Consider the following 22,565-nt stretch of genomic DNA (forward strand, 5'->3'; position numbering starts at 1 on the left):
TACTTCACTTATACACAGCGGCGGAGAAAAAACGCGAATTTTTCCTCTCCTAGGAAGCATTTTCCAAGTGATTGATTTTAAAGAGAAATAATTTTGAATTTTTGCCCGGTTTACGACGATGCCAAGCCAGAAGTCTATGCTTTCCGGGGATTAAGATTCCTTTGTCCACAAAGTTATCCACAAAAACTGTGGATACTTCAAAGCGCCCCAGACGGGGCGGTATTTGCGCCCAATTGCCGCAAGAATTTTCTACTGTGACGGGATCCATGCAGGGCCTTTTCCACCATTGCATCCTTCAGATTGCGCTTGATACGCCGCTGAACGCGATTTTCGACTACCGCTGGCATTGCGATGCGGCAGAACAGCCGCAGGTCGGCCAGCTGGCGCTGGTGCCGTTCGGCCGCCGCGAGGTGATGGGCTTGATCGTCGGCGTGGCGGCCGAGACCGATGTGCCGGCAGAAAAGCTGAAGGACGCGCTGGCCGTGCGCAACCAGCTGGGGCCGCTGTCGCCGGAATGGCTGGCGCTGGCCGGCTTCGCCGCCGACTATTACCAGCGTCCGCTGGGCGAGGTGGCGCTGCCGGGCCTGCCGAAGAACCTGCGCGTGCTGACCACGGTGGCGCTGGACCGGGCGCTGAAGAAGCTGGCCAAGCTGGACGCGCCGCACGACGGCACGCCGTTGAACATGCCGCAACTCAATTCATCGCAGCAGGAGGCGGCGGACGCCATCGGCGGTGCGGCGGGTTTCAAGCCCACCTTGCTGTACGGCGTCACCGGCAGCGGCAAGACCGAGGTCTACCTGCAATCCTGCGCGCAGGTGCTGGATCGGGAGCCGGACGCGCAGATCTTGATCCTGGTGCCGGAAATCAACCTGACGCCCCAGCTGGAAGGCAATATCCGCGCGCGCTTCCCCGGCGTGATGCTGGCGACCCTGCACAGCAGCCTGTCCGAAGGCGAGCGCATGCTGCACTGGCTGGCCGCGCACCATGGCAAGGCGCGCATCGTGCTGGGCACGCGGCTGGCGATCCTGGCCTCGCTACCCAACTTGAAGCTGATCGTCATCGACGAGGAGCACGATCCTTCGTACAAGCAGCAGGAAGGCTTGCGCTACTCGGCGCGCGACCTGGCCGTGTGGCGCGCCTGGCAGCTGGGCATCCCTATCGTGCTGGGTTCGGCCACGCCGTCGCTGGAGAGCTGGCATCACGCGCAGTCCGGCCGCTACCGCAAGCTGGAGCTGCGCGAGCGGGCCGTCAAGAACGCCGTGCTGCCGCAAGTGAAGTTGCTGGACATGGAGCGCGACAAGCCCAAGGATGGGCTGACGTCGCATTTGATCGCTGCCATCAAGCAGCGCATGGAGCGCGGCGAGCAATCGCTGCTGTTCCTGAACCGGCGTGGTTATGCGCCGGTGATCTGTTGCGAGTCCTGCGGCTGGATCAGCGAATGCACGCGCTGCACCTCGTTCATGGTGCTGCACCGTCCCGAGCACCGGCTGCGCTGCCACCATTGCAGCCTGGAGATGCGCATTCCGCGCCATTGCCCGACCTGCGGCAATGTCGACCTGCAACCGCTGGGACGCGGCACGCAGCGGGTGGAGGAAGGCTTGCAAGCCATGTTCCCGGAAGCGCGGGTGTTGCGCATCGACGCCGATTCCACCCGCAAGAAGGGCAGCGCGCAGGCCGCCTTCGATACGGTGCACCGGGGCGAGGTCGATATCCTGATCGGCACGCAGATGGTGGCCAAGGGGCACGATTTTAAAAAGCTGACCCTGGTCGGCATCCTGAATCCGGATACGGCGCTGTTTTCGCAGGACTACCGCGCCAGTGAGCGCCTGTTCGCGCAATTGATGCAGGTGGCGGGCCGCGCCGGCCGCTCGGCCCAGACCGAAGGCGGCAGCGCCAGCGAGGTGCTGATCCAGACCCGCTACCCGCAGCATCCGCTGTACGACGCGGTGGTGCGGCATGACTACGATCACTTCGCCTCGGCCCTGCTGGAGGAGCGCGAGCAGGCCGCCTTGCCGCCCTATTTGTACCAGGCGCTGCTGCGGGCCGAGGCGCCGGAGCTGGCCACGGCCATCGAATTCCTGACCATCGCCCGCGATTGCGTCGAGCATCCGGGCATCACGATCAACGATCCTATCCCGATGAGCATGACCCGGGTGCACAACGTCGACCGCGCCCAGTTGCTGGTGGAGTCGGCGTCGAGGCCGATGCTGCAAGCGTTTCTGCGGGAGTGGCTACTCACTCTGCGGGAGATGAAGAGCCGCGTGAAGTGGTCGCTGGAAGTCGATCCGCTCGATATCTAACAATGGGGTCAAGTCTGACATTCGGACACGGCCTCTACCGTAGCAGTCGCTACGGTAGAGGCCGTGTCCGAATGTCAGACTTGACCCCCGTGGTTTAAAGCAGGAAGCGCTGGGCGGTGGCGACGATCTGCTCGGTCAGCGCGCGGGTGAACGGTGTGTCGAGGTTCCAGGCGTGCCAGTTCAGCGCCACGTCGATGTGGTGGCCGGGCGCCAGGTCGACCAGGCGCTCGCTGGCCAGCGCGCCGGACACCTGGATCAGCGGCATCAGGCCGTAGGCCAGGCTGCCGTAGACGCACTCGGTGGCGGCGGCCGACTGCGGCATGGTGTGGTGCGGATACGGGCCGTTCAGCTCCAGCACCTTGTGCAGGAAGCCGGTCATCATGTCCTGGTCGCTGACCACGGCGGGCGCCAGCCGCGCCGCATCCAGCGAGAATCCATCGCCGAACCAGTGGCCGGCAAACGCCGGCGTGGCCACGCACACGTAGCGCATCTTGCCCAGCGGCGTGACGTCCGGCCCGTTGGCGTGCTGGTCGGGGTGCTCCTGGGCCACGGCGATGCTGCCGAATACGCTGCCTTCCTGCACCAGGTGCAGCGCCATCCGCTGGTCGGCCAGCTGCACCTTCAGCTGACAGCGCGGCGGCGACAGCAAGGGCTGCAAACTCATGGGGAACCAGGTCGCCAGGCTGGCCGCGTCGACCGCCAGCGCCAGCTCCGGCATGCTCACCTTGTGACCCAGATCAATGTCGAGCGACGCTTCCATCAGCCGGACGTTGCGATGGTGCGACACCAGCCGCTGTCCCAGGCCGGTCGGCACGGCCGGCTGGCCGCGCACGATCAGCAGCCGGCCGGCGGCGTCCTCCAACGCCTTGATGCGTTGGGAAACGGCGGATTGGCTGATGCCCAGCGCCAGGGCGGCCTTTTCGAAGCTGCCCTGGCTGGCAACGGCGTCCAGCACAGCCAGTGCGCGATAGTCGAGTGATCCCATAAGCTGCACTTATATAAATTGGAAACGATAAGTGATACTAATACTGTTTTGCTTTGAAGTAAAACTCGATGTCACGTAATCGTGCGCGGGAAGCTTGCCTTTTGGCCGGATATGCCGTGCGGCCAAACGGTGTAGACTCTGGAAAATGAAAACGCTACGCACTGAAGTCGCCGTCATCGGCGCCGGCACCGCCGGCATGACCGCCTACCGCGCCGCCACCACCGGCGGCAAGAAAACCCTGCTGATCGAATCCAACGTCTACGGCACCACCTGCGCCCGCGTCGGCTGTATGCCGAGCAAGCTGCTGATCGCGGCGGCCGAGGCGGCGCACGCGCTGCACGCGGCGCCTGCCTTCGGCGTGCATCCGGGCCAGGTCCGCATCGACGGCAAGGCCGTGATGGCGCGCGTGCGCAGCGAACGGGACCGGTTCGTCGGCTTCGTCGTGGAAAGTGTCGACGGCTATCCGGCCGAGGACAAGATCCGCGGCCACGCGCGCTTCCTCAGCGCGACCCAGCTGCAGATCGACGACCACACGCTGATCGAGGCGGAGCGCTTCGTCATCGCCACCGGTTCGACGCCGGTGCTGCCGGACGAATGGCGCGCGGCCGGCCCGCGCGTGATCACCAGCGACGAGGTGTTTTACTGGGACGACCTGCCGGCCTCGGTCGCCGTGGCCGGCACCGGCGTCATCGGGCTGGAGCTGGGCCAGGCGCTGGCGCGGCTGGGTGTGCGCGTGACCGTGTTCGGCCGTGGCGGCAGCGTCGCCCAGCTCAGCGACCCGGAGGTGCTGGCCGTGGCGCGCCGCGCCATGGCCGATGAGCTCGACGTCCGTTTCAACACCAAGGTGCTGCGCGTGGTGCAGCAGGGCGACGGCCTGGCCGTCACCAGCGAGGATGGCGACGGCGTGCAGCGTACCGAGCAGTTCAGCTACCTGCTGGCGGCGATCGGCCGGCGGCCGAACGTGCACAAGCTGGGCCTGGAGAACACCGGGCTGGAGCGTGACCATCACGGCATTCCGCTGTACCACCAGCAGACGATGCAGTGTGGCGCCAGCGCCATCTTCATCGCCGGCGACGCCGACAACGAACGGCCGCAACTGCCGGAAGCGGCCGACCAGGGCCGCATCGCCGGCGACAACGCGGCGCGCTATCCGGCCGTGCAACCGGGCCTGCGCCGCACGCCGCTGACCATCGCCTTCACCGAGCCGCAAATCGCGACCTTGGGCGCCAGCTACGAGGAGTTGTGCGCGTCGTCCGCCGGCCGCTTCTCGGTCGGCAAGGTGTCGTTTGAAAACCAGGGCCGCAGCCGCGTGATGTTGCAGAACAAGGGCATGCTGCGCGTGTACGCCGAACATGCCAGCGGCCGCTTCCTGGGCGCCGAGATGATCGGTCCCCGTGCCGAGCACGTCGGCCACCTGCTGTCCTGGGCCTGCCAGGCCGGGCTGACCGTCAGCGCCATGCTGGACATGCCCTTCTATCACCCGGTGGTGGAGGAAGGCGTGCGCACCGCGCTGCGCGACCTGGCGCACCAGCTGGCCAACGCCCCGGCGGTCGACTGCGGCTGCGTCGATTGCACGCCTGCGCCTTAAATACAACAATCTCACACATTGTCACTAAAACCCCGTATGCTGCTGGCTCGATAGTTTTTTATCAACGGCAATGAAGATACGTAAAGTCACGGCAGCCGATCTGACACTGGGCATGTTGATACCGTGGAATGTGTACGGCGATAACGGCGCCCTGCTGGTCCGCAAAGGGCATATGATCGCCAGCGCCAACCAGATCGATTATCTGGTGGAGCGCGGTTCGTTCGAGGACCACAGCGGGCTGCATGAACCAGTCCGCGAACCGGACTCGGCACTGCGCAAGCTCAACGCCGCCAGCCTGGAGCTGCAAGCCTTGTTGCAGGCCGTGTCGCAGCGCGCCGCGCCGCCGGACCTGCGCCGCCGTCTGGAGGAGGTGGCGCTGCTGGTCACCGACGCCGTGGCCGTCAATGTCGACGTCGCCGCCGCCACCATCCTGCACAACCAGCGCGCCGCGTCCTACGCCGTGCGCCATTGCATCGATACCGCCGTCGTCGCGCAATTGCTGGCCAAGGCCAAGCAATTGTCGCCGGAACAGACCGCGAGCCTGACGCTGGCCGCGCTGACGATGAACGTCGCCATGCTGGACCAGCACCAGCGCCTGCAGAACAGCCGCCTCGAACTGGGCGCCGCCGACCGCGCCGTGGTGCAAGCCCATCCCGAAGCCGGCGTGCAACTGCTGCGGCTGGCCGGCATCGCCGATCAGGCCTGGCTGGACTGCATCTTGCACCACCATGAAAACGAGGACGGCAGCGGCTATCCGCTGCGCAAGTCGGGCGCGCAGATCCCGCCGCTGGCGCGCTTGCTGGCGCTGGCCGACCGCTATTGCGCCCGCGTGGCCGAGCGCGCCTGGCGCAAGAGCATGACCCCGCACGCCGCCCTGCGCGACCTGCTGCTGGAATCGAACGTGACGGTGGACGGCAAGCTGGCCGCACTGTTGATACGCGAGCTGGGCATTTATCCCATCGGTACCTATGTGCGCTTGATCAACGGCGAGATCGGCGTGGTGTCGCGCCGCGGCCTGCAATCGACCACGCCGCATGTGGAATCGGTGATCGGCCCGCGCGGCGCGCCGCTGGAGGTGTTCCTGCAACGCGACACGCGCGCCGAGCTGCACGGCATCCGCGAGGTGTTGAGCCTGGCGCAGCTGGCCACGCTGCAGGCGCCGCCGCTGCGCATGGAGCAGGTGTGGGGCCGCAGCGCCGCCGTGTAGGCGAGGTCTAGTTCAGCAACGCGTCCAGCCGGCCCTGCTGCGCCAGGTCGCGCAGCACGCGGACCGTGTCGATATCCGACTCCTGGTAGGCGGAGCGGCGGAAATCGTCGTACATCGCGTTGGCGGCGTCGGTCGCCGCGTCGTGGCCGTCGTCGTACTGGAAGCGCACGTACAGCGTGTCGGCGGTCGGCGTTTCGATCGTCATCGTCAGGCTGGACTGGCTGATGTCCTGCTGCGCCGCCACTTCGTAGCGCACCTGGCGCATCGGCTCCAATACCACGCGGTCTTCGATGACCAGCTTGCCGTAGCTCAGGCGGCGGCGGAAGCCGTTCTCGACGCGCTCGTCGATGACGCACTCGTCCAGGTGCGGCACGAACAGTTTCGGCGATTCGGCGCGCAGCACCAGGCCGCTCCACAGTTGCTTGAGGGTCAGCGCATCGATCAGCGGATTCAGCGGGTCGTTAATTTCAATTAAATGTTCGAATTTCATAGGAAAACCATGTTTAGGGCAGGCGCACGCGCGCCTCATCCCCGCATGGTAACGCATCTGTCACCAAGAAGACTGCGCCCGCTCAGGCGATGCCTTGGTCCCAATAGGGTTCCGGCCCGAAGCGCCGGCTGAAGAAGTCGATGAAGGCCTGGCTCTTGGGCGGCAGGAAACGGCGGTTCAGGTAGACGGCGGAAATCACCGAATCGGTGGTCTGGTAGCCGGGCAACACCCGCACCAGGGCGCCGCTGCGCAGCTGGTCCGCCACCAGCCAGGTCGACGACAGGCTGATGCCCAGCCCGGCGACGGCGGCGTCGCGCAGCGCTTCGCCGTTGTCGCTGCGGAAGCGGCCGCCCACGCGCAGCAGCAAGTCACCGCCGTCGCGCTGGCGCAGCCGCCACGGGTTCATCGCCTGCAGCACCAGGCATTCGTGCTGCAACAGGTCGGCTGGCTGCTGCGGCGCGCCGCGCCGGCGCAGGTAGTCGGGCGAGGCGCACAGCACCAGCTTGCTCGGCGCCAGCGGCCGCGCCACCAGCGCCGAATCGCGCAGCGGACCGATGCGGATGGCGACGTCGATGCCGTCCGCCGCCAGGTCGTGGGTGCTGTCGGACAGGCGCAGGTCCAGTTGCACGCCGGGGTGCTCGTCCAGGAACCGCGCCACCTCGGGCACGATGTACAGCCGCCCGAACGTCACCGAGGCCGCCACCCGCAGCAGGCCCTGGGCCTGGGCGTGGCCGTGGCCGACCGCCGCCGAGGCCTGCTCGGCCGCGTCCAGCAGCGCCACGGCGCGTTCCAGGAACACCTCGCCGTCCTGCGTCACGGTGATCTGGCGCGTGGTCCGGTGCAGCAGGCGCGCGCCCAGCTGCTTTTCCAGCTGCGCCATGCGGGTGCTGGACGCGGCCGGCGACAGGCCGAATTCGCGCCCGGCGGCGGACAGGTTGCGGGTCGCGCATACCCGCACAAACAGCGCCACGTCGGTCAGGTCCAGAGCCATTTGATTGATTTGATGAAGAATGATTTCATCATTATGCCAATTATCAAAGTAAATGCGGCGATTCATACTGCGTCCATCAAAACTTTTATCTGGAGCAAACCATGAAAGCCATCGCCGTCACCAACACCGCCCTGCAAGATGTGGAAATCGCCGTGCCGGTCGCCACCGGCCACGATCTGCTGGTCAAGATCGAAGCCGTCTCGGTCAACCCGGTCGACACCAAGGTGCGCGCCGGCGAAGCGGCCGACGCCGCCCCGCGCGTGCTGGGCTGGGACGCCGCCGGCACCGTGACCGCCGTCGGTCCGGACGTGACCCTGTTCAAGGTGGGCGACGCGGTCTACTACGCCGGCAGCATCATCCGTCCCGGCGCCAACAGCGAATTCCACCTGGTCGACGAGCGCATCGTCGGCCGCAAGCCGGCCAGCCTGGACTTCAAGCACGCCGCCGCCTTGCCGCTGACCTCGATCACGGCCTGGGAAGCGCTGTTCGACCGCCTGGCGATCCGCCGCGACGGCGCCGACGCCGGCAAGCGCGTGCTGGTGATCGGCGGCGCCGGCGGCGTCGGCTCGATCGCGATCCAGCTGGCCAAGCAGCTGGCGGGCCTGACCGTGATCGCCACCGCCTCGCGTCCGGAATCGGCCCAGTGGGTGCGCGCGCTGGGCGCCGACCACGTGATCGACCACCACGGCGACATGGCGGCGCAACTGCTGGCGCTGGAGATCGCCAGCGTGGACTACGTGCTGTGCCTGAGCGACACCGACCCGCACTTCGACGCCATCGCCCAGGTGATCGCGCCGCAGGGCAAGGTGGTCAGCATCGTCCACAACACCGCGCCGCTGGACCTGGGCAAGCTGTTCGCCAAGAGCGTGAGCTGGGTGTGGGAAATGATGTTCACCCGCTCGATGTTCGGCACGCCGGACATGATCGAACAGCACCGCTTGCTGGACGAGGTGGCCGCGCTGATCGACGCCGGCAAGCTGAAGACCACGCTGGGCGAGGTGTACGGCAAGATCAGCGCCGCCAACCTGCGCCGCGCGCATGAGGCGCTGGAAAGCCGCCGCACCATCGGCAAGATCGTGTTGTCGGGCTTCTGAGCGGTCGGGGGCTGTACAATGACTGGCTGTTCCCCAGCCAGATCGTTGCCCGATGTCCAAAGCCCCCCAATTCGGTCTTAATGTCCCGCAAAGCGAGGCCGTCATGTACCTGGACGGCCCCTGCCTGGTGCTGGCCGGCGCCGGCTCGGGCAAGACGCGCGTGATCACCCAGAAGATCGCCCACCTGATCGAGGACCGCGGCTACGATCCGCGCACCATCGCCGCGCTGACCTTCACCAACAAGGCGGCGCTGGAGATGCAGGAGCGGATCGCCAAGCTGCTCAAGCAGCCTCGGCAGGCGAAGCAGTTGACGGTCTCGACCTTTCACTCGCTGGGCGTCAAGATCCTGCGCCAGGAAGCCAACGGCGTCGGCCTCAAGGACCGCTTCTCCATCATGGACAGCGACGATTGCGGCTCGCTGATCCAGGACATGGCGATCACCACCGACAAGCAGGTGGTGCGCCGCATCCAGACCGATATTTCGCTGTGGAAGAACGGCCTGGTCGAGCCGGCGCTCGCGCTGCACCACGCCAAGGACGAGGACGAGGCGCAATCGGCGCGCATCTACGCCAGCTACGTGGCGACGCTGTCGGCCTACCAGGCGGTCGATTTCGACGACCTGATCCGGCTGCCGGTGGAACTGTTCCGCAGCAACGAGCCGGTGCGCGACAAGTGGCAGCGCCGCCTGCGCTACCTGCTGATGGACGAATACCAGGACACCAACACCTGCCAGTACGAGCTGGTCAAGCTGCTGGTGACGGGCATCGGCAAGAAGCCGATGTTCACCGCCGTCGGCGACGACGACCAGGCGATCTACGCCTGGCGCGGGGCGTCGGTGGAAAACCTGAAGACGCTGCAAACCGACTTCCCCGACCTGCAGGTGATCAAGCTGGAACAGAACTACCGCTCCACCACCCGCATCCTGCAGGCGGCCAACGCGGTGATCGGCAACAATCCAAAATTGTTCGAGAAATCGCTGTGGTCCGAGCACGGCCTGGGCGAGCCGATCAACGTGCTGGGCATGGCCAACGACGACCAGGAAGCCGAGCAGGTGGCGATCATGATTTCGGCCGACCATTTCCAGCGCAAGAACAAATGGTCCGACTACGCCATCCTGTATCGCGGCAACCACCAGGCCCGCATCATCGAGCAGACGCTGCGCAAGGAGCGCATTCCGTACACGATCTCCGGCGGCCAGAGCTTCTTCGACAAGGCCGAGATCAAGGACATCATCAGCTACCTGCGCCTGCTGGCCAACACCGACGACGATCCGGCCTTCATCCGCGCCGTGACCACGCCGCGGCGCGGCGTCGGCCAGTCGACCCTGGAGACGCTGGGGACCTTCTCCGGCCAATGGCAGTGCTCGCTTTTCGAGGCGGTGTTCAAGGGCGGCATCGAGGGCTTGCTGAACGACCGCCAGCTGCTGCCGCTGCGCGAGTTCTGCAACTTCATCAACAACCTGGAAGCGCGCGCCAGCCGGCCCGGCCCGAGCGGCAGCGGCGACAACGCGGCCCAGGTGCTGGATGACTTGCTGGAAGCGATCAACTACGAATCCTTCCTCTACGATATGTTCGACGAGCGCGCCGCGCAGGCCCGGTGGCAGAACGTGCTGGAGTTCACCAACTGGCTCAAGGAGCGCGGCCGCGGCGGCAAGGACCGCGACAGCGAAGAGAAAAACGTGCTGGAGCTGACGCAGATGGTGGCGCTGATGTCCATGCTCGAAGGCCAGGACGAAGATCCGGACGCGGTGCGCATGTCGACCCTGCACGCGTCGAAGGGGCTGGAGTATCCGCACGTGTTCCTGGTCGGCGTCGAGGAAGGCATCCTGCCGCACAAGGGCGATCCCGATGCGCCGGCCGAGACCATCGCCGCCCGCGTGCAGGAGGAGCGGCGCCTGATGTACGTCGGCATCACGCGCGCGCAGCGCACGTTGCAGATCACCTGGTGCAAGAAGCGCAAGCGCGCGGGCGAGCAGGTGCATTGCGATCCGTCGCGCTTCATCAAGGAGATGGAGCTCGACGTCGGCAACGCCGTGCCGTTCGAGTCCGAGGTGCTGACGCCGAAGGAGCGGCTGGCACGCATGAAGGAACTATTAACCACACCGAAGACGTAATCGGGCCGGCCTTGTGCTAGCATCGGCATGTGCCAGTCTGGCGCGATTCCACCGGAGGTGAAACGTGCGTACCAAGCTTATTGCGTCTGTCGTTCTCGCCTGCGCGCTGCTGCCCGCGGCCCGCGCCGCCGAGATTGCCACCAAGCCGGAAGCGGAGGCGATGGTGCACAAAGGCCTGAAGTTTTTGAAGGGCAACGGCAAGGAAAAAACCTATGCCGAGATTAACAGGAAGGACGGTCCGTTCACCGACCGCGACCTGTACCTGACCGTGTACGGCCTGGACGGCACGGTGCGCGCGCACGGCGCCAACGCCAAGATGATCGGCAAGAACCTGCTGGAGATTAAGGACGTCGACGGCAAGGCCTTCGTCAAGGAGCGCGTCGAGCTGGCGAAGAAAAAGCAGCCGTTCTGGCAGGACTACAAGTTCACCAATCCGATCAGCGGCCAGATCGAGCCGAAGTCCATGTACTGCGTGCCGGAGGACGACATGGTGGTGTGCGGCGGGGTCTACCTCAAGTGAGGCCATAAGGCGGTAGAATGCGTGCTTTCCAGCAGGGAGCACGCCGTGAGCACCAACGAAGACCGCTTTATCGATATTGAAATCAAACTGGCGCACCAGGAGCACATCGTCGAGTCGCTGAACCAGCGCGTCTACGAGCAACAGCAGCAGATCGACAAGCTGGAGCAGATGTGCGCGGCGCTGGTGCAGCATGTGCGCGACCAGGCGCAAGGCGGCGGCGGCGGCGGCGCGCTGGCGCACGAGCCGCCCCCGCACTACTGATTACGCCAGCACGGCGCGCAGCGCTTCCACCACGATCGCATGGTCTTCCGCCTGGCGCAGGCCGGAGACGGTGGCCGTGCCGATCAGTCCGACATTCTTGACCACCACCGGGAAGGCACCGCCGTAGGGCGCGTACTCTTTCGGGTCCAGGTACTTCACTTCCTCGAACGCCACGCCGCGATTTTTATAGTCGGTGCCGATCTGGAACGAGCAGCGGCCGAAGCGCGTCACCACATTGCTCTTGCGGCGTATCCAGTCGGCCTGGTCGGGCGTCGCGCCCTGCATCGCGTGGTGGAACAGCACTTTGCCGTTGACCGTCACGTTGACGGTGACGCTCTTTTCGCGTTGCCTGGCCAGCTCGACCACCTTCAGGCCCAGCGCCAGCGCGGTGTCGCTGGTGAAGGCGGTGAATTGCAGTTCCTTTTCCTGCTGCGCCAGGGTTTCCAGCAGCTCGACATAATTTTCCATCGTTGGTCCTTTTCCGGTACAAGACGGCAGTGTAGCCTAGCGGATGTCGAATTCGCGTATCGCCGTTCGTCGTAGCTTACGGAGGGATGTCCTCTCACTCACAGGAGATATGATCATGACTACCAATACTGTACAACTGCAACGGGTGCTGAAGGCCAAGGCGGAGCGCGTCTACCGCGCCTTCCTGGATGCCGACGCGCTGGCCAAATGGCTGCCGCCGCACGGCTTCACCGGCAAGGTGCATGCGCTGGACGCCAAGGTAGGCGGCGGTTACCGCATGTCGTTCACCAACTTCACCACCGGCGGCAGCCATCACTTCGGTGGCGAGTACCGGGAGCTGGTGCCCAACCAACGGCTGGTCTACAGCGCGCAGTTCGACGATCCCAACCTGCCGGGCGTGATGCAGACCACGGTGACGCTGCGCGAAGTGTTCTGCGGCGTGGAGTTGAAGGTGGTGCAGGAAGGCATACCGGCGATGATACCCACGGAAGCGTGCTACCTGGGCTGGCAGGAGTCGCTGGTGCTGCTGGCGCAACTGGTGGAGCCTGAAATACGCGAGTAAGCCACGGAGGTGTCCCGATTTGATGGGGTGTGCGAGGTGGGTAAAGGTTGTGAGTATAATGAAATGCTTGTTTATTTTATAGTTGTTTTTATGCAATCTTAAAGCCCCACCCCACCCCACCTTTAGGAGATCCTGTGTCCAATTACAGTTTAGTGAAAAAACTCGCAGTCGTTGTTTCTGTCCTGGTTATGACCGGGTGCGCGAGCATCAACAAAGCGCCTGCAACCGTTGATGCGGATTCGAAGCTGTTCAAGCCAAATCCAGCAACATCGCAGATCTATGTTTATCGCAATGAAACCCTGGGGGCGGCGCTGTCCATGCCCGTCACGGTGGATGGCAAACTGGCCGGCAACACCGGAGCGAATTCCTTCTTCAAGTTCAATCTGCCAGCTGGCGCGCATAGAATCACTTCCCAGGGTAACGAGTCCGAGCTGACCGTTAACACTGAAGCGGGCAAGCTCTATTATGTATGGCAAGAAGTGAAAATGGGCCTGCCGTCGGCCGGCTCGAAGCTGCAACTTGTGGCTGAAGAAGTCGGTAAAAAGGCTGTTGCCGAGTGCGTGCAAATCCAATCGACGTTGCAATAAAAGTGAGGCGGGCATTGAACTAATGCCCGCCTGTGGAAATGTAGCGTGACTAGAGCAGACCGAAGACCTTGACGATCAAGCTCATCGTGCCCAGGGCCGTGGTCAGGCTGATGCTCAGTAGAATGCGGAAGTCGGTGGTGCGTATCTTCATCAGCTGCTCGTGGACGCGGACAAATTCGGCGTCCACACGAACGAAGCGGTCGTCCACGCGATCAAAGCGGGAGTCCACACGAACGAAGTGGTCATCCACACGAACGAAGCGGGCGTCCACGCGATCGAAGCCAGTGTCGGTACGAACAAAGCCGGCCCGCATTTCCTCGCGCCGCCCCGATAAGGCCTGGCTTTGATAGTCGATGGCCGTCTCAAGACGGGCAACGCGTTCGGCGATGCGGTGCTGTTCCTGCTGAGGCTGATTATTGCCGTTCATGGTGGACTCCTCGGAGGCATCCACCACTTTACGCCAGCTTGCACGCGCGGCATAGCGCGCACGATTGATGCAGATCCCTACGGTTCGGCGGCCGCGGCAGTGAAGCTTTTGGCCAAGAATACCAAGCGGAACTGTGGACCTTCGATCGAACCATGGCGAAGGCTGCCTCGCATTTCGGCCTTCGATGTCAACTTATGCGTAGTGGATAGGCGGGTCATGCGGGCCTACGCGAACAGGCTATGAGTTCGCACTTGAATTGAACTGGTAGCATCGGTATCTTGGTCTAAATTTTGAGGGAAGTGTCCACATGGGCAAAACCAGGCTGGAAGCATTCAGCGATGGCGTCATCGCCATCATCATCACCATCATGGTGCTGGAACTGAAGGTGCCGCATGGCGCGGATTGGGCGGCGTTGCAGCCTTTGTGGCCGGTGTTCCTCAGCTATGTGCTGAGCTTCATCTATGTCGGCATCTACTGGAACAACCACCATCACTTGATCCACACCGTCAGCAAAGTCACCGGCGGCGCGCTGTGGGGCAATCTGCATTTGCTGTTCTGGCTGTCGCTGGTGCCGTTCGTGACCAGCTGGGTCGGCGAGAACCATTTCGCCGCGCTGCCGCTGGCCTGCTATGGCTTCATCCTGTTCATGTCCAGCTCCGCCTACTTCATCCTGGCCAAGTGCCTGGCGGTCAACAACGAGGCGCTGCGGATTGCGCTGGGCAAGGATCGCAAGGGCAAGCTGTCTTCGCTGCTGTATTTGGTCGGTATCGGCTTGTCGCTGGTCGAGCCGATGGCCGGTTTCGCGCTCTACGTGATTGTCGCGATGATCTGGTTTATCCCGGATCGCCGTTTCGAGCATCGCTAGCTTGCTGGCTTAAGGCCTTCTGCCTGGCCTTGCTGAGCGACTCCACCGCGCGGCGGTAGGAACCGGCCACCAGCTCGGCCAGGTAGTCGGCCGGGAATTTGCCCACGTCGACGATGGTCACCCAGTGAAAGCGCCCCATGTAGCGGGCCGGCTTCACGCCCGGCACATCGGTCAGTTCCAGGAAACGGTCCGGCGTCACGCGCAGACTGAAGCGCCAGCGCTCCGGCTCGCTGGTCTTGAAATAGGCGAAGGTCTTGCCTTCGACCTTGTAGACCAGGATATTCGACGGCTCGCCGTGCAGGGTTGCCACCGCGCCGGGGTATTGCTGGCAATGTCGTTTCAGCTGTTGCGTGTTCATTTCTGCGGGGATGTTGCAAAGGAACCTCAGTGTAGCCGCAAAAATGCCAATTCGACAAAGCATTCTTCGGAAAAAGCCCCCGCTTTCCAACCAAGTGCAGTGCAGCATTTTTTGCCAGTGACTGTCGCCATATCACCCTGATATCATCTTGCGCTTCCATGCTGCGCTTCGCTGTGTCAGCATTTTTCCCCGGCGTTTAATGAAAGATTCCATCATGTCCCGTCCTCAGATGCTTGTTATTGCGGCCACCCTCGGCCTGGCGTTCTCCCAGACTGTACTCGCGGCGCCCGCCGCCGCGCTGGCCGGCAACCCGCTGGCCGCCGCCAGCACGCTGCCGTTCCGCTACCCGGCGTTTGACCAGATCAAGGACGAGCACTTCCAGCCAGCCTTCATCGAAGGCATGCGCATCCAGTTGAAGGAAATCGAAGCGATCGCCGACAACAAGCAGCCGGCCACGTTCGACAACACCATCGTCGCCATGGAAAAATCCGGCGAACTGCTGACCCGCGTGCAAACCACCTTCGGCAACCTGCAAGGCGCCAACACCAACGACAAGCTCGATGCGATCGATAGCGAGATGTCGCCGAAGATGGCCGCCCACGGCGACGCCATCTACCTGAACGCCAAGCTGTATGCGCGCGTGAAGTCGCTGTACGACAAGCGCGACAAGCTCAAGCTCGACGCCGAGTCCAAGCACCTGCTGGAACGCTATCACACCGATTTCGTCCGCGCCGGCGCCAAGCTGTCCAACGCCGACAAGGAAAAACTCAAGACCCTCAACGGCGCCATCGCCACGCTGCAGACCAGCTTCACCCAGAACGTGCTGAAGGAAACCAACGCCTCGGCGCTGGTGGTCGACACCCGCGCCGAGCTGGCCGGCATGACCGACGCCGCCATCGACGCCGCCGCGGCGGCCGCCAAGGCCAAGGGCCTGGACGGCAAGTTCCTGGTGGCGCTGGTCAACACCAGCGGCCAGCCGCCGCTGGCCGTGCTGACCAACCGCGCCGTGCGCGAGCGCCTGATGGCCGCGTCGCTGACGCGCGGCAGCCATGGCGGCGAGTTCGACAGCCGCGACGTGGTGCTGAAGATCGCCAAGGCGCGCGCCGAGAAAGCCACCCTGCTGGGCTACGCCAACTTCGCCGCCTACTCGCTGGAAGACCAGACCGCGCACGACACCAGCGCCGTCAACAAGCTGCTGGGCGAACTGGCCAAGCCGGCCGTCACCAACGCCAAGAAGGAAGCGGCCGACCTGCAAGCCGTGGTCGACGCCGACAAGGGCGGCTTCCAGATCGACGCTTCCGACTGGGCCTTCTACACCGACAAGGTGCGCGCCCAGCGCTTCGCCTTCGACGAGAACCAGTTGAAGCCGTACTTCGAGCTGAACAACGTGCTGACCAACGGCGTGTTCTACGCCGCCGGCAAGCTGTACGGCCTGTCGTTCAAGGAGCGCAAGGACTTGCCGGTGTACAACCCGGACGTGCGCGTGTTCGACGTGTTCGACGCCAACGGCAAGCAACTGGCCATCTTCCTGGCCGATATGTACGCCCGCAGCAACAAGCAGGGCGGCGCCTGGATGAACGAGTACAGCTCGCAATCGTCGCTGCTGGGCACGCACTCGGTGGTGGCCAACCACCTCAACATTCCCAAGCCGCCGGCCGGCGAGCCGACGCTGCTGACCTACGACGAAGTCAAGACCGCCTTCCACGAGTTCGGCCACGCGCTGCACGGCATGTTCTCCAACGTCAAGTACCCGCGCTTCTCCGGCACCAACGTGCCGCGCGACTTCGTCGAATATCCGTCGCAAGTGAACGAGATGTGGGCCGTGTGGCCGGAGGTGCTGGCCAACTACGCCAAGCATTACAAGACCGGCGCGGCCATGCCGAAGGAACTGCTGGACAAGGTGGTCGCCTCGAAGAAATTCAACCAGGGCTTCCTGACCACCGAGTACCTGTCGGCCTCGCTGCTGGACCAGCGCTGGCACCAGCTGGCGCCGTCGCAGATCCCGACCGACGTGCTGGGCTTTGAAGCGCAGGCGCTGAAGGACATGGGCGTCGACTTCGCGCCGGTGCCGCCGCGCTACCGCACCACCTACTTCTCGCACAGCTTCTCGGGCGGCTATTCGGCCGGCTACTACGCCTACCTGTGGTCCGAGAAACTGGATGCCGACACCGTCGAATGGTTCAAGGAAAAAGGCGGCCTGAAGCGCGAAAACGGCGACTGGTTCCGCGCCAAGCTGTTGTCGCGCGGCGGCACCGACGATGCGATGAACCTGTTCCGCAATTTCCGCGGCCGCGATCCGATCATCGAACCGCTGCTGGAGCGCCGCGGCCTGACCGGTAAATAAGCCGAAGCAGAGTAAGTCAACAGGGCCGGACTCGATTTGTGTAAGAATCGAGTCCGGCCCTTTCATTTTATGAGTAAGATAGAACTATGAGTAACGAACTGCACGGCGTGACGCTGGAAGCCATCGTAAGCCGTTTGCACGCGCATTACGGCTGGGAACAGCTGGGGCTACGGATCGACATCAATTGCTTCATCAGCGATCCGAGCATCAAGTCCAGCCTGAAATTTTTGCGCAAGACACCGTGGGCGCGCGCCAGAGTCGAAGAACTCTACGTCGCCACGACATTTACCGACTAGGGGTTTTTATGGACAGCAATCTGAAGGCATCACTGAGTTCCCTGCGCAGCCACCTGGCCAGCGCCGGTCCGATCGACGATGAATTGCAGGACTTGCTCAAGCAGCTGGACGGCGACATCAAGCAGCTGCTGGAACGCCGCGCCGCCGCCGAAGCCAACCCGGCCGAGAGCACCACCTACGGCCTGGCCGAACGCACGCAGGAAATCTCCGCCAAGTTCGCCGCCCAGCATCCGCAACTGGAGCCGGCCCTGCGCGAGTTGGGCAATATCCTGTCGAGCATGGGAATCTAAAGCAGGCGGGAGGACCCGGGGAATCCAGGTCCCCGGGCAGCCGGCGTTACGGAAACGCCAGCATCGGCGGTTCCATACCGCCAAAGCTGATGTCGGGATGACGTTTGGCGATCATCTCTTCGATTTCTTCGACGCGCCGCACCGGCACGTCCACGATCAACAGCACCTGGCCCTGCTCGATGCGCGGCATGAACTGCTTGAGCCGGGTGTTCGGCACGGCCGCCGCGTTCATGCCGGAAGCCCAGCCGCCGAAGATCGCCCCGCCCAGCGCCACCAGCAGGATGGCGGCGGTGCGCAAGGTCATGCCGTCGACCGGGAACAAGGTCAGGAACACGCCGGCCCCGAGGCCGACGATGGCGCCGATCACCACGCCCAGCTGGGCGCCGTGCACCAGGTCGGTCTTCTGCAGGAAGTTAACGTCCGGCATGTCCGACGGCAGCGCCTCCCTGGCCATGAAGCGCATGTGGCCGATCTCGATCCGCGCCAGCAGCAACTCGTCCAGCATGGCACGGGCGCTCGGCACGTCGGGCAGCATGAAATAAAGTCGGCGTCGCATGATGGTCTCCCGGTGGCAGCTGTCTAACCGTTATAGCAAAGTTGCGGACTATAGCAATGTAAATCCTGCATCATTGACACTCAAGTGATTGAATACTAAAAGAATTTTTCTTTCGGTCATGAGCGGAGCAGGGGCATTTCCGGTACAATGCTGTCCGATATGAGCTCCCCTACCAATTTATTTGCGACCGTCCCGAAACGGTCTGCCCGCGCTGCCGTTGCGCCTTTCCTGCCGATGTCCCGCGCCGAAATGGCTGCGCTCGGCTGGGACGAGTGCGACGTCATCCTCGTCACCGGCGACGCCTACATCGACCATCCGAGCTTCGGCATGGCCCTGGTCGGCCGCCTGCTGGAGGCGCAGGGCTTCCGCGTCGGCATCATCTCGCAGCCGGACTGGACCTCTGCCGAGGCCTTCCGCGCGCTGGGCAAGCCGCGCCTGTACTACGGCATCACCGCCGGCAATATGGATTCGATGGTCAACCGCTACACGGCCGACCGCAAGATCCGCTCCGACGACGCCTACACCGCCAACGGCGAGCCGAACAAGCGCCCCGACCGCGCCGTCACCGTCTACGCCCAGCGCGTGCGCGAAGCCTACCCCGGCACGCCGGTGGTGATCGGCTCGATCGAAGCGTCGCTGCGCCGCATCGCCCACTTCGACTACTGGTCGGACAAGGTGCGCCGTTCGGTGCTGACCGATTCCAAGGCCGACCTGCTGATCTTCGGCAACGCCGAGCGCGCGCTGGTCGACCTGACCCACCGCATGGCGGCCGGCGAAGACATCAAGTCCATCCGCGACCTGCGCGGCACCGCCTTCATGGTGCCGGCCGGCTGGCTGCCGGACCAGGACTGGGGCGTGCACAACAGCACCCGCGTCGACGTGCCGGGCAAGGTCGACACCCATCCCGATCCGTACATGATGGTGCAGCAGAACACGTCGTCGTGCGCCACCGAGAACGGCGGCGCCAAGGGCGACGTGGACGAAGGCATGGTCGAGCCGAAGCCGGTGGTGCCGGTCGAGGTGATCAAGCCTATCCGCATCATGAGCCGCGAAGAGCGCCAGGCCATGGCCAAGGAAAAGCACAACAAGACCGTGGTGCGGCTGCCGTCGTACGAGACCGTCAGCACCGATCCGGTGATGTACGCGCACGCCTCGCGCGTGTTCCACCTGGAATCGAATCCCGGCAACGCCCGCGCCATGGTGCAGGCGCACGGCGAGCGCGACGTCTGGCTCAACCCGCCGCCGCTGCCGCTGCGCATGGACGAGATGGACGGCGTGTACGACATGAACTACGCGCGCGCGCCGCACCCGTCCTACGGTAAGGCCCGCATTCCGGCGTGGGAAATGATACGCTTCTCGGTCAACATCATGCGCGGCTGCTTCGGCGGCTGCACCTTCTGCTCGATCACCGAGCACGAGGGCCGCATCATCCAGAGCCGTTCGGAGCCGTCGATCCTGCGCGAGATCGAGCACATCCGCGACAAGACCAAGGGCTTCACCGGCACCATCTCCGACCTCGGCGGCCCGACCGCGAATATGTACCGGCTCGCCTGCAAGGACCCGAAGATCGAGGAATCGTGCCGCCGCCTGTCGTGCGTGTACCCGTCGATCTGCGTCAACCTGGGCACCGACCACAGCAAGCTGATCTCGCTGTACCGCAAGGCGCGCGCGATTCCCGGCGTGAAGAAGATCCTGATTTCGTCGGGCCTGCGCTACGACATCGCGGTGCGTTCGCCGGAGTACGTCAAGGAACTGGTGACCCACCACGTGGGCGGCCTGCTGAAGATCGCGCCGGAGCACACGGAAGAAAACACGCTGTCGAAGATGATGAAGCCGGGCATCGGCGCCTATGACGAGTTCAAGGAAATGTTCGACCGTTTCTCGCTGGAGGCGGGCAAGAAGCAATACCTGATCCCGTATTTCATCGCCGCCCACCCCGGCACGACCGACCTCGACATGCTGAACCTGGCGCTGTGGCTGAAGAAGAACAACTTCAAGCTGGACCAGGTGCAGACCTTCATGCCGACGCCGATGGCCATGGCCACCACCATGTACCACACGCGCAAGAACCCGCTGCGCAAGGTGAGCGCGGATTCGGAAGTGGTCGAGACCGCGCGCAGCGGCAAGATCCGCCGCACCCACAAGGCCTTCCTGCGCTACCAGGATCCGGAGAACTGGCCGATCCTGCGCGAGGCGCTGGTGGCCATGGGACGCGGCGACCTGATCGGCAACGGCGACAAGCACCTGATCCCGTCGTGGTCGGCGGGCGAAGGCAATGCGCCGGATCCGAGCCGCCGCACGCCGTCCGGCCCGGCGCCCAGCGCCAAGGGCGCCCGCTCCGGCATCGTCGCCAGCGCCCAGCCGCCGGCGCGCCTGCAGGGGCAGCGCGCCAATGCGCTGACCGGTTCGCTGACGGCGCGCCAGTCGCTCGACACCAAGCCGCGCGCCTCGATTCTCGACACCATCAAGGTCAAGAAGCCGGCCGCCGCCGCGCCCGCCAAGGGCGCCAAGCCGGCCCCGCGCGGCCGCAGATAAGCTGCACACCGGCCGGCCCGGCGAGCAGCGTCACGATGGTGGCGCTGCTTTTTTTTCGCCCATTCCCTTCAGGAAATGTTGTTAAATACCCCTATCGGTGCAATTGCGTGGATAATTCAGGCTTGCTCCGACGATGCGTGGAGACCGCTTGCGGCTACACTGGTTGCAAGCTGGCCACCGGTCCGGGTGGCCCCGCACGCAGACCTCATTCTGTGAACTGGAAGAACATGAAAAACTTTACATTCTCGACCCTGCTGCTGGTACCCGTGCTGGCCATCCTGGCCGCATGCGGCGGCGGCGGCGGCAGCAGCACGCCGGCCACGCCGGCGGTGGTGACGCTCAAATCGATCGCCATCACGGCCAGCGCCACCACCATCCCGATCGGCATCGCCGTGCCGCTGACGGCCACCGGCACCTATTCGGACAACAGCACCAAGGCGCTCAGCACCAGCACCGGCCTGGTGTGGGCCTTCAAAGGCACCGGCGCGGTGGCCACCATCGTCCCGGCCGGCAATGTGACCGGCAAGGCGGTCGGCTCCGACACCGTCACCGCGACCCAGGACGGCGTGGTCGGCACCCTCGCCATCAACGTCATCGCGCAGTGGAACGGCGTCGCCGCCGGCGGCAACCAGACCATCGGCCACAAGTCCGACGGCAGCCTGTACGGCTGGGGCTCGAACATCCGCGGCCAGCTCGGCGACAGCACCAAGACCGACCGCAACACGCCGGTGCTGGTCAGCGGCGGCAGCACGCTGTGGAAGCAGATGGTGGTGGGCGAACAGTTCGTGGTGGCGTTGCGCAGCGACGGCACCCTGTGGACCTGGGGCTCCAACCAGAACGGCACGCTGGGCCTGGGCACGTCCGACACCGACCCGCATCCGGTCCCGACCAAGGTCGGCAAGGACACCGACTGGGCCTTCGTCGCGGCCGGCAAGTCGCACGCGTTCGCGATCAAGACCAGCGGCGCCATGTACGGCTGGGGCCGTAACTTCAACGGCCAGCTGGGCGACGGCACCAACATCGACCGGCTGGCGCCGGTCGTGATACCGCTGCCGACCGGCCTGAAGGCGTGGCTGTCGGTCAGCGCCGGCGACACCCACACGCTGGCCATCATCAAGGACAACCTGAACCTGTATGGCTGGGGCGGCAATTCCAGCGGCCAGGTCGGCAACGGCGGCCTGGTGGACATCGTTGCGCCGGCCAAGATCGGCGCCTTCCAATGGTCGTCGCTGGCGGCCGGCGCCAACCACTCGGTGGCGATCCGCACCGACGGCGCCATGTATGGCTGGGGCAACAACACCTTTGGCCAGGTCGGCAACAATGGCTCGACCAACATCAACGCGCCCACCCCGATCGGCGTCGGCAGCAACTGGCTGGCGGCGGCGGCGGGCTCCACCCACACTATGGCGGTGACCCGCGACGGCCAGCTGTGGGGCTGGGGCAGCAACCTCGAGAGCCAGCTCGGCACCGGCGGCCCGGACAGCCCGACGCCGGTACAGGTGGGCACCGCCAACAACTGGCTGTCGGTCACCGCGGGCGCGCTGCACAGCTTCGGCCTGCGTTCGGACAATACGCTGTGGGGCTGGGGCCGCAACGCGGAAGGCCAGTTGGGCAAGGGCGACAACGCCCAGGCGCCGGTGCCGGTCGCCATCCCCAACTAAGTAGTACTACCGGCATCGCAACGGACGGCAGGCGCACGCCTGGCCGTCCGTTGTGTTTTATGCCCGA

The 22,565-nt window shown here is 64.5% G+C and carries 23 protein-coding genes; 15 read left to right on the forward strand and 8 right to left on the reverse strand.

Translation table 11 applies throughout. From position 1 onward, the window contains the following. Window positions 1–49 precede the first annotated feature (49 nt). Window positions 50–268 (reverse strand): hypothetical protein, encoded by a 219-nt coding sequence (locus tag AC1RMD_RS02820; protein ID WP_492923423.1) that lies wholly within the window; start codon window positions 266–268, stop codon window positions 50–52. On the opposite strand from AC1RMD_RS02820, the gene AC1RMD_RS02825 reads away from it, so the two are divergent. Beyond that, the gene (locus AC1RMD_RS02825; protein WP_492923425.1) at window positions 267–2,300 is read left to right on the forward strand and encodes a primosomal protein N'; all 2,034 of its coding nucleotides are present in this window, start codon (window positions 267–269) and stop codon (window positions 2,298–2,300) included. The genes AC1RMD_RS02820 and AC1RMD_RS02825 overlap by 2 nt on opposite strands. A 94-nt stretch (window positions 2,301–2,394) precedes the next feature. On the opposite strand, the gene AC1RMD_RS02830 is transcribed toward AC1RMD_RS02825, so the two are convergent. After that, window positions 2,395–3,285, reverse strand: coding sequence for an ArgP/LysG family DNA-binding transcriptional regulator (locus AC1RMD_RS02830; protein WP_492923427.1), 891 nt, complete (start codon window positions 3,283–3,285; stop codon window positions 2,395–2,397). Window positions 3,286–3,430: 145 nt separating this feature from the next. Between AC1RMD_RS02830 and AC1RMD_RS02835 the strand changes: the two genes are divergently transcribed. Beyond that, a complete protein-coding gene (locus tag AC1RMD_RS02835) occupies window positions 3,431–4,873 on the forward strand; it encodes a dihydrolipoyl dehydrogenase (RefSeq protein WP_492923429.1) in 1,443 nt (480 codons plus the stop codon). 70 nt (window positions 4,874–4,943) lie between these two features. After that, window positions 4,944–6,080: an HD-GYP domain-containing protein gene (locus AC1RMD_RS02840; protein ID WP_492923431.1), complete on the forward strand. Its 1,137-nt coding sequence runs from the start codon at window positions 4,944–4,946 to the stop codon at window positions 6,078–6,080. Window positions 6,081–6,087: 7 nt separating this feature from the next. On the opposite strand, the gene AC1RMD_RS02845 is transcribed toward AC1RMD_RS02840, so the two are convergent. Beyond that, a complete protein-coding gene (locus AC1RMD_RS02845) occupies window positions 6,088–6,570 on the reverse strand; it encodes an SRPBCC family protein (RefSeq protein WP_492923433.1) in 483 nt (160 codons plus the stop codon). Window positions 6,571–6,652: 82 nt separating this feature from the next. After that, the gene (locus tag AC1RMD_RS02850) at window positions 6,653–7,561 is read right to left on the reverse strand and encodes a LysR family transcriptional regulator (protein WP_492923435.1); all 909 of its coding nucleotides are present in this window, start codon (window positions 7,559–7,561) and stop codon (window positions 6,653–6,655) included. A 101-nt stretch (window positions 7,562–7,662) separates the two neighbouring features. On the opposite strand from AC1RMD_RS02850, the gene AC1RMD_RS02855 reads away from it, so the two are divergent. The 4 genes from AC1RMD_RS02855 (at window position 7,663) to AC1RMD_RS02870 (ending at window position 11,549) form a co-directional block, all read left to right on the forward strand. After that, entirely contained in the window at window positions 7,663–8,655 is a 993-nt protein-coding gene (locus tag AC1RMD_RS02855; RefSeq protein ID WP_492923437.1) for a zinc-binding alcohol dehydrogenase family protein, read from the forward strand. A gap of 52 nt (window positions 8,656–8,707) precedes the next feature. Beyond that, the gene (locus tag AC1RMD_RS02860) at window positions 8,708–10,768 is read left to right on the forward strand and encodes a UvrD-helicase domain-containing protein (protein ID WP_492923439.1); all 2,061 of its coding nucleotides are present in this window, start codon (window positions 8,708–8,710) and stop codon (window positions 10,766–10,768) included. Window positions 10,769–10,832: 64 nt separating this feature from the next. Further along, window positions 10,833–11,288, forward strand: a complete 456-nt coding sequence (locus AC1RMD_RS02865; protein ID WP_492923441.1) for a cache domain-containing protein — start codon at window positions 10,833–10,835, stop codon at window positions 11,286–11,288. Window positions 11,289–11,333: 45 nt separating this feature from the next. Beyond that, complete coding sequence (locus AC1RMD_RS02870) at window positions 11,334–11,549, forward strand: SlyX family protein (RefSeq protein ID WP_020703788.1); 216 nt, start codon at window positions 11,334–11,336, stop codon at window positions 11,547–11,549. Here the strand turns inward: AC1RMD_RS02870 and AC1RMD_RS02875 are convergent, their stop codons facing one another. Beyond that, entirely contained in the window at window positions 11,550–12,017 is a 468-nt protein-coding gene (locus AC1RMD_RS02875; RefSeq protein WP_492923443.1) for a heme-degrading domain-containing protein, read from the reverse strand. A gap of 115 nt (window positions 12,018–12,132) precedes the next feature. Here AC1RMD_RS02875 and AC1RMD_RS02880 point away from each other — a divergent pair, with 115 nt between their 5' ends. Next, window positions 12,133–12,579, forward strand: coding sequence for an SRPBCC family protein (locus AC1RMD_RS02880; RefSeq protein ID WP_492923445.1), 447 nt, complete (start codon window positions 12,133–12,135; stop codon window positions 12,577–12,579). A 134-nt stretch (window positions 12,580–12,713) separates the two neighbouring features. Further along, entirely contained in the window at window positions 12,714–13,166 is a 453-nt protein-coding gene (locus tag AC1RMD_RS02885) for a DUF2846 domain-containing protein (RefSeq protein WP_492923447.1), read from the forward strand. A gap of 49 nt (window positions 13,167–13,215) precedes the next feature. Here the strand turns inward: AC1RMD_RS02885 and AC1RMD_RS02890 are convergent, their stop codons facing one another. Further along, the gene (locus AC1RMD_RS02890) at window positions 13,216–13,593 is read right to left on the reverse strand and encodes a BTB/POZ domain-containing protein (RefSeq protein ID WP_492923449.1); all 378 of its coding nucleotides are present in this window, start codon (window positions 13,591–13,593) and stop codon (window positions 13,216–13,218) included. Window positions 13,594–13,900: 307 nt separating this feature from the next. On the opposite strand from AC1RMD_RS02890, the gene AC1RMD_RS02895 reads away from it, so the two are divergent. After that, entirely contained in the window at window positions 13,901–14,458 is a 558-nt protein-coding gene (locus AC1RMD_RS02895) for a TMEM175 family protein (protein WP_492923451.1), read from the forward strand. Here AC1RMD_RS02895 and AC1RMD_RS02900 read toward each other — a convergent pair. Further along, window positions 14,427–14,816: an MmcQ/YjbR family DNA-binding protein gene (locus AC1RMD_RS02900; protein ID WP_492923453.1), complete on the reverse strand. Its 390-nt coding sequence runs from the start codon at window positions 14,814–14,816 to the stop codon at window positions 14,427–14,429. The genes AC1RMD_RS02895 and AC1RMD_RS02900 overlap by 32 nt on opposite strands. Window positions 14,817–15,030: 214 nt before the next feature. Between AC1RMD_RS02900 and AC1RMD_RS02905 the strand changes: the two genes are divergently transcribed. From AC1RMD_RS02905 to AC1RMD_RS02915, 3 genes are all read left to right on the forward strand, one after another. After that, window positions 15,031–17,160, forward strand: coding sequence for a M3 family metallopeptidase (locus AC1RMD_RS02905; RefSeq protein ID WP_492923455.1), 2,130 nt, complete (start codon window positions 15,031–15,033; stop codon window positions 17,158–17,160). Between the two features lie 86 nt (window positions 17,161–17,246). Next, the gene (locus tag AC1RMD_RS02910; RefSeq protein WP_492923457.1) at window positions 17,247–17,456 is read left to right on the forward strand and encodes a VF530 family protein; all 210 of its coding nucleotides are present in this window, start codon (window positions 17,247–17,249) and stop codon (window positions 17,454–17,456) included. A gap of 8 nt (window positions 17,457–17,464) precedes the next feature. After that, window positions 17,465–17,746 carry a DUF4404 family protein gene (locus tag AC1RMD_RS02915; RefSeq protein WP_492923459.1) on the forward strand — a complete coding sequence of 94 codons (282 nt, stop codon included), beginning with the start codon at window positions 17,465–17,467 and terminating at the stop codon, window positions 17,744–17,746. A 46-nt stretch (window positions 17,747–17,792) separates the two neighbouring features. On the opposite strand, the gene AC1RMD_RS02920 is transcribed toward AC1RMD_RS02915, so the two are convergent. Then, entirely contained in the window at window positions 17,793–18,302 is a 510-nt protein-coding gene (locus tag AC1RMD_RS02920; RefSeq protein ID WP_492923461.1) for a DUF1269 domain-containing protein, read from the reverse strand. Between the two features lie 234 nt (window positions 18,303–18,536). On the opposite strand from AC1RMD_RS02920, the gene AC1RMD_RS02925 reads away from it, so the two are divergent. After that, window positions 18,537–20,837 (forward strand): YgiQ family radical SAM protein, encoded by a 2,301-nt coding sequence (locus AC1RMD_RS02925; protein WP_492923463.1) that lies wholly within the window; start codon window positions 18,537–18,539, stop codon window positions 20,835–20,837. Window positions 20,838–21,064: 227 nt separating this feature from the next. Beyond that, entirely contained in the window at window positions 21,065–22,498 is a 1,434-nt protein-coding gene (locus AC1RMD_RS02930; RefSeq protein WP_492923465.1) for an RCC1 domain-containing protein, read from the forward strand. Window positions 22,499–22,565 lie beyond the last annotated feature (67 nt).

This window comes from Duganella sp. GW822-FHT06D06, assembly GCF_058799615.1.

Coding starts and splice junctions, on each gene's coding strand:
- AC1RMD_RS02825 (WP_492923425.1), top strand. CDS start 267: ATGCAGGGCCTTTTCCACCATTGCATCCTTCAGATTGCGCTTGATACG.
- AC1RMD_RS02820 (WP_492923423.1), bottom strand. CDS start 268: ATGGATCCCGTCACAGTAGAAAATTCTTGCGGCAATTGGGCGCAAATA.
- AC1RMD_RS02830 (WP_492923427.1), bottom strand. CDS start 3,285: ATGGGATCACTCGACTATCGCGCACTGGCTGTGCTGGACGCCGTTGCC.
- AC1RMD_RS02835 (WP_492923429.1), top strand. CDS start 3,431: ATGAAAACGCTACGCACTGAAGTCGCCGTCATCGGCGCCGGCACCGCC.
- AC1RMD_RS02840 (WP_492923431.1), top strand. CDS start 4,944: ATGAAGATACGTAAAGTCACGGCAGCCGATCTGACACTGGGCATGTTG.
- AC1RMD_RS02845 (WP_492923433.1), bottom strand. CDS start 6,570: ATGAAATTCGAACATTTAATTGAAATTAACGACCCGCTGAATCCGCTG.
- AC1RMD_RS02850 (WP_492923435.1), bottom strand. CDS start 7,561: ATGGCTCTGGACCTGACCGACGTGGCGCTGTTTGTGCGGGTATGCGCG.
- AC1RMD_RS02855 (WP_492923437.1), top strand. CDS start 7,663: ATGAAAGCCATCGCCGTCACCAACACCGCCCTGCAAGATGTGGAAATC.
- AC1RMD_RS02860 (WP_492923439.1), top strand. CDS start 8,708: ATGTCCAAAGCCCCCCAATTCGGTCTTAATGTCCCGCAAAGCGAGGCC.
- AC1RMD_RS02875 (WP_492923443.1), bottom strand. CDS start 12,017: ATGGAAAATTATGTCGAGCTGCTGGAAACCCTGGCGCAGCAGGAAAAG.
- AC1RMD_RS02880 (WP_492923445.1), top strand. CDS start 12,133: ATGACTACCAATACTGTACAACTGCAACGGGTGCTGAAGGCCAAGGCG.
- AC1RMD_RS02890 (WP_492923449.1), bottom strand. CDS start 13,593: ATGAACGGCAATAATCAGCCTCAGCAGGAACAGCACCGCATCGCCGAA.
- AC1RMD_RS02895 (WP_492923451.1), top strand. CDS start 13,901: ATGGGCAAAACCAGGCTGGAAGCATTCAGCGATGGCGTCATCGCCATC.
- AC1RMD_RS02900 (WP_492923453.1), bottom strand. CDS start 14,816: ATGAACACGCAACAGCTGAAACGACATTGCCAGCAATACCCCGGCGCG.
- AC1RMD_RS02905 (WP_492923455.1), top strand. CDS start 15,031: ATGTCCCGTCCTCAGATGCTTGTTATTGCGGCCACCCTCGGCCTGGCG.
- AC1RMD_RS02910 (WP_492923457.1), top strand. CDS start 17,247: ATGAGTAACGAACTGCACGGCGTGACGCTGGAAGCCATCGTAAGCCGT.
- AC1RMD_RS02915 (WP_492923459.1), top strand. CDS start 17,465: ATGGACAGCAATCTGAAGGCATCACTGAGTTCCCTGCGCAGCCACCTG.
- AC1RMD_RS02920 (WP_492923461.1), bottom strand. CDS start 18,302: ATGCGACGCCGACTTTATTTCATGCTGCCCGACGTGCCGAGCGCCCGT.
- AC1RMD_RS02925 (WP_492923463.1), top strand. CDS start 18,537: ATGTCCCGCGCCGAAATGGCTGCGCTCGGCTGGGACGAGTGCGACGTC.
- AC1RMD_RS02930 (WP_492923465.1), top strand. CDS start 21,065: ATGAAAAACTTTACATTCTCGACCCTGCTGCTGGTACCCGTGCTGGCC.